5 protein-coding genes and 1 tRNA gene are annotated in these 5,230 nt (G+C 51.8%); 3 read left to right on the top strand and 3 right to left on the bottom strand.

From position 1 onward, the window contains the following. Positions 1-2: 2 nt before the first annotated feature. The 3 genes from Q1K24_RS09130 to dnaG all read right to left on the bottom strand — a co-directional run bounded on the left by Q1K24_RS09130 (position 3) and on the right by dnaG (position 2,759). Positions 3-78: transfer RNA gene (locus Q1K24_RS09130), tRNA-Ala, on the bottom strand. 37 nt (positions 79-115) lie between these two features. Further along, positions 116-1,096: an argininosuccinate synthase domain-containing protein gene (locus Q1K24_RS09125; RefSeq protein ID WP_300369203.1), complete on the bottom strand. Its 981-nt coding sequence runs from the start codon at positions 1,094-1,096 to the stop codon at positions 116-118. Next, a complete protein-coding gene (gene dnaG / locus Q1K24_RS09120; RefSeq protein WP_300369201.1) occupies positions 1,074-2,759 on the bottom strand; it encodes a DNA primase in 1,686 nt (561 codons plus the stop codon). The genes Q1K24_RS09125 and dnaG overlap by 23 nt, the downstream gene beginning before the upstream one ends. Before the next feature lie 146 nt (positions 2,760-2,905). On the opposite strand from dnaG, the gene Q1K24_RS09115 reads away from it, so the two are divergent. The 3 genes from Q1K24_RS09115 to rnc all read left to right on the top strand — a co-directional run. Next, positions 2,906-3,946 carry a hypothetical protein gene (locus Q1K24_RS09115; protein ID WP_300369198.1) on the top strand — a complete coding sequence of 347 codons (1,041 nt, stop codon included), beginning with the start codon at positions 2,906-2,908 and terminating at the stop codon, positions 3,944-3,946. Further along, positions 3,921-4,352, top strand: a complete 432-nt coding sequence (gene rnhA, locus Q1K24_RS09110; protein WP_300369195.1) for a ribonuclease HI — start codon at positions 3,921-3,923, stop codon at positions 4,350-4,352. Before Q1K24_RS09115 ends, rnhA begins: the two co-directional genes overlap by 26 nt. Before the next feature lie 228 nt (positions 4,353-4,580). Beyond that, positions 4,581-5,230: ribonuclease III (rnc, locus tag Q1K24_RS09105; protein ID WP_300369192.1), on the top strand; the 650-nt coding region annotated here is incomplete at its 3' end.

Here is a 5,230-nt window from a genome sequence, read left to right as displayed (position 1 = left end):
TATGGTGGAGCATAGCGGGCTCGAACCGCTGACCTCCTCGCTGCCAGCGAGGCGCTCTCCCAGCTGAGCTAATGCCCCACGAAGTTGAGAGACCCGAATTGTAATTCAACTTCGCTTAAGTTTTTATAAAATATTTCTGGCAGGGCTCTTTGGAGTCGAACGGATGCACCTTGAAAACCTCGTCGCCCACCTCTACTTCGTAACTCTCTTCCGGCTTCGTTTTGCCATAAGTGGCTGTCAGTTTGGCAGCCAGCGCTTTGTCTGCGTCCGATGCGTTTGCGCTGATGGCCGAGATCGGACCGGTGGCGTTCAGCAACCTGATCTTTCTGTATTTGGGTGTAATGGCCGCCTCGATCATTTCGTTGTCCTCTTTATGCCGGCCGATGACCAGTTTGGCACCGTCCGGAAGCCGCATGTGCCGCCCGCATTTGAGCAGGGCGATATCTTCGACTTCGAGGGTGTCGTATTTTATGAATTCGGCCAGTTTTTTCGAGAAATTTTCATCGGTCAGCAGACATCCTCCACCCGGTTTTTCGAAATCTCTCAATCCGATCTCTTCCGCCATTCTCAGCTGGACCTCCCGGTTGCGCCCGGTGATGCCGAGCAGTTTTTCGCGGTCGACCCATCCTTCCCGTTCCGGCAGCGTCGGCGGCAGCGCTTTGGCGCTGAGGGGGCGCAACAGGATGTCGTCGGTATCGGAAAGCCCGGTGACCAGATCGAGGGCGTCGCGCCGCTGGCTCATGGGGCGCTGCCCCACCACTTCCCCGCTGATCAGAAAGCTGGCTCCCCAGGGCTCCATCAGCTCTTTGGCGATTTTGAACATGTTGCCGTGGCAGTCGATACAGGGGTTGAAGTTTTTCCCGTACCCGTATTTGGGGTTGAAAAGGATGTCGCGCAGGTACTGGTCGCGAATGTCGAGTGTACGCAGCTCCACGCCGATCTGGTCGCACATGTCCCGCATATGCTCCAGTTTGCTTTTGGTGCTGCCAAACCCGATATCGATATTGAGTGCGATCACTTCGATGCCCTGGTCTTTGACCAGCTTGACGGCGAGTGTGCTGTCGAGCCCGCCGCTAAAGAGTGCTATGGCTTTCATACGGAACCAGTTCTCCTCGTTTCAGTCGGTTGATGTAATCCTGATATTTGCGTAGAAAAAATATCTTTTTTTCGAAGGGAAGTGTATCATCTTTTTTGATTATGTCAAGGGCTTTTTTGTAGTATCTCTGAAGAAAATAGAGAAGCTGTTTTTTGAGCTCCGCTTCGCTATATGTCATGATCGAGTCGTCGAGCTCGATTCGCAGAAGATCTTCATGCTCGGCTCCCTGAATGAGAGCGTCAAACGCCAGTTTGTGAGTCCCGAACATCGAGCTGTCCATTGTGTCCAGGACCATGTCGGTGAGTGTCGGGGTTTTGAGCAGGGTTTTGATAATGCTCTCCTCCGCCACATCCGTAAGTGTCAGCAGCGGAGCCGGCTGAGGCTGCTCTGCCTGGTTTCGATCGTACTGCCGATAGGTGGACCTGGTGCTTTGGGAATCCAGCATCGCCGTATTGACTCCCAGGCGAAGAGCGGCATAAGGCAGGTATTTCTCCCTGACGAAAGGGGAGAGGGTCGATAGGTAATTTTTGACCGAACGGAATGCATCCTCCTTTCCTTTCGGAGTCTGGATATTGAAGCGTTCGACGGTCTGGTCGATGACAAACTGTGCATAAGGGATCGGCTTGGCGAAGAGCGCTTCGATGGCATCGGCATTTCCGGCGTTGACCATGTCGGCCGGGTCCATGCCGTTGCCAAACAGCACGACACCCCCCTCGAAATTGTGCGCGCTCAGCAGTAGTGCCGCTTTCGTCGCGGCATTGATGCCCGCACTGTCTCCGTCGTAGGCGACGATCACTTCGGGCTCGCCTTTTTTCAGAAGAGGGAGGTGGTCGTTCGTCAGAGCGGTGCCGAGCGTAGCGACGGCAGTGCCGAAGCCCGCCTGATGGAGCATGATGACATCCATATACCCTTCAACGACAATGAGCCGTTTTTTTCGGTAGATCTGCTCCTTGGCAAGGTGGTAGCCGTAGAGCAGGCGCGATTTGTTGAAGAGTTTGGTCTGGGGCGAGTTGATATATTTTGCCGGATGGTCGCCCATCGTACGCCCCCCGAATCCGACCGGCATACCGGAAGGTGAAAAGATGGGGAAAATGATACGGTCGATGAGCCGGGCATAATATCTGCCTCTGTCATGTCCGAGTATGCCGACCTCTTCCGCTTTTTGAAACGGGATCAGCGCCTTCTGCAGATAGTGGAGCGTCTCTTCCGATGATGGGGCATACCCGAGGGAAAACTTTTCGATACTCGCAAGAGAAACACCTCGGGCTTTCAAATAGTTTTTTGCCTGTTCATGATGGTCGAGATTGGCACGGTACCACTGCCCTACCGTTTCGAGAATATGGCGTTCCAGGTTTCCGCTTTGTGCACCCTTGGTGTAACGCAGTGTAAAATTGTATTGGCTCGCGAGTTTTTCGATCGCTTCGGGATAGCTCAGTTTTTCATACTCCATGAGAAACTTGATTGCATCGCCCCCGGCACCGCATCCAAAACATTTGTAAAACTGTTTGGAAGGGCTGACGATGAAGCTTGGAGTTTTTTCATCGTGAAAAGGGCAGAGCCCTTTGAAATTGGAGCCGTTTTTTTTGAGTTCGACATAATTGCCGACCACATCGACGATGTCGATCGTCTGCTTCAGCTGTTCGATGGAGTTGTTATCTATCATATATTTATTATATAATAATTCAATGTGCTTTACAGCACTAAAAAGTGAGTAGTGAGTAGTGAGTAGTGTGCACCGTCGATGAGTATCGACACCATCCGCTACTTACTGCCCACTACCCACTACCCACTTTGAAAGAAGGTCGGTAAGTGGATGCTCTTCTCATAGATTATCGTGACCCGCTATTTGCCATATTGTTGATCGCCGGGATGGTTTTCATCATCGCGTTTGTCAGCTACTGGTGGGGGGTCTATGTGAAATCCCGCAAATCCCGCCGTTTGCAGCGATTTCTGCGTCGATTCGAAACGCATGGTGTCAAGAAAAGCCTGGAGACGATGCCGTACTCACCGGCTATGACACAACCGCTCGTTCTGCTAGCCCATGCCTATGAAAAAAGTGGCGAATATACCAATGCGATAGAAATCGGCCTCTACCTATTGGAGCATTGCAGCGATGATACGATGACCTATGAGCTGATGGAGCTCGTGGGGACCACCTATATGCATGCCGGCTTTCTGGAGCGTGCCCATTCCACCTTTTTGCAGATACTCAAGTCCAATCCGCGCAACAAAAAAGTGCTCAACGATCTCATGGTGGTCTACGAACGTCTGCAAAATTTCAAAAAGGCGAAAGAGGTTGTCGAATCACTCGAAGCGATGGGTGTGAACGTGGCCGACCTGAAACTCTATATCGACCTGAAAATCATCACATCCGATCTCTATATGGAGCATGATAAGAAAATCGAAACGGTGATCGATTTCTACATGGCGAACAAAAAATATGAACGCATCGTATTCGAATATTTGCTGAAGAACGAGCCGCAGCGGGCATGGGAGATGGTGCAGGAGGCGAACATAGAGCATCTTGTCGATATTTTCTGGTTTCTTCCCACATCTTTTCTGGATTACGACAGGATCAAGGAGAGTCCGAAATTACGAGCTATCTATGGGGCACGTGGAGATATTGAACCCTCCGAGCCGACCGGATGGTTCCTGATCGACATGATGAACCATCTGAGAAAGACAGGATTCAAAGAGACGACGCTGCAGTTCGCCTATCTGTGCAAAAACTGCAAGCAGCAGTTCCCGGTGCCGTTCGACCGGTGCCCGAAGTGTCTGGCGCTCGACAGTGCGGTAGTGGAAACCGAAATAACAAAGGCGGAAAATGAAACGGGTTACAATCTTCTCTGACGGGTCGAGCCTGGGTAACCCGGGTCCAGGAGGCTATGGGGTAATCTTGCGATACGGCAACCGGGAAAAAGAGATCACCGGCGGTGAGCCGATGACGACCAACAACCGGATGGAGCTGATGGCGGTTATCGAAGGGTTGAAAGCACTCAAGGAGCCCTGTGATGTTACGATCTACAGCGATTCGAGCTATGTGGTCAAGGCGATCAATGAGTGGCTCGATGACTGGATCAAACGGGACTTCAAAAAAGTCAAAAATCCCGACTTGTGGAAAGCCTATATCGAAGCGGCCAAACCTCATAAAGTCAAAGCGGTCTGGGTGCGCGGGCATAACGGTCACCCTGAAAACGAACGGTGCGACGAACTGGCGAGAAAAACCGCCGAACAATTCAAAAAGGAAAATCGATGAACGGAGTGGGAAAAGGGAGTTCGTTCCTTTTGGTGCGACAGGCTGCGCCAGTGCAGCGGGGAGCATCGAAAAACGAAGAGCAATTGCTTGCTCTTCGCCGATGCGCACGCCGATGGCGATATGGCGCCAATAGCCATCGCCAGACAGCAGGCAGAAACGGACACGGCGTCGGCGCAGGTGTGGGAGTTTTGTTTCCACGCCGTATGATTCAAAGTGAGGAGCGTACAGATGGATGAACTCAAGCCTCTCGAAGAGCAGCTGGGTTATAAATTCAAGGACCGGCAGAGACTGGTCGAGGCATTGACGCATAAGAGCTACAAGAAACCTTATAACAACGAGCGCCTCGAATTTCTCGGCGATGCCGTACTCGACCTGGTGGTTGGGGAGTATCTTTACGAGAAATTTCCGAAAGCGAAAGAGGGAGAGTTGAGCAAAATGCGTGCGTCGCTGGTCAACGAGGCGGGATTCAAGCGTCTGGCCGATGCATTGCATCTGGGAGATTACATCTACATTTCCGCTGCCGAAGAGAATAACAAAGGGCGTGAAAAACCCTCTCTTCTGTCCAATGCGTTCGAAGCACTGATGGGTGCGATCTATCTCGAATCGGGTCTCGATGAGGTACGACGGATTACGATCGGCCTTATCGAGGCGTGCTATCCGAAAATAGATCTTGGATCGCTTTTCAAAGATTACAAGACGACGCTGCAGGAGCTGACTCAGGCAAAGTTTGGCGTGACTCCCGACTACATTCTCAAGGATGCGACAGGCCCCGATCACAACAAAGAGTTTGAAGTTCAGGTGTATGTCAATGACAGACTGCTTGCGACGGCAAAAGGCAAGAGCAAAAAGTCGGCGCAGCAGGAGGCAGCGCATGCGGC

The organism is Hydrogenimonas sp. (assembly GCF_029932565.1).
In the GTDB taxonomy this organism is placed as follows: domain Bacteria; phylum Campylobacterota; class Campylobacteria; order Campylobacterales; family Hydrogenimonadaceae; genus Hydrogenimonas.
This window is presented reverse-complemented; position numbering and strand designations above follow the sequence as displayed.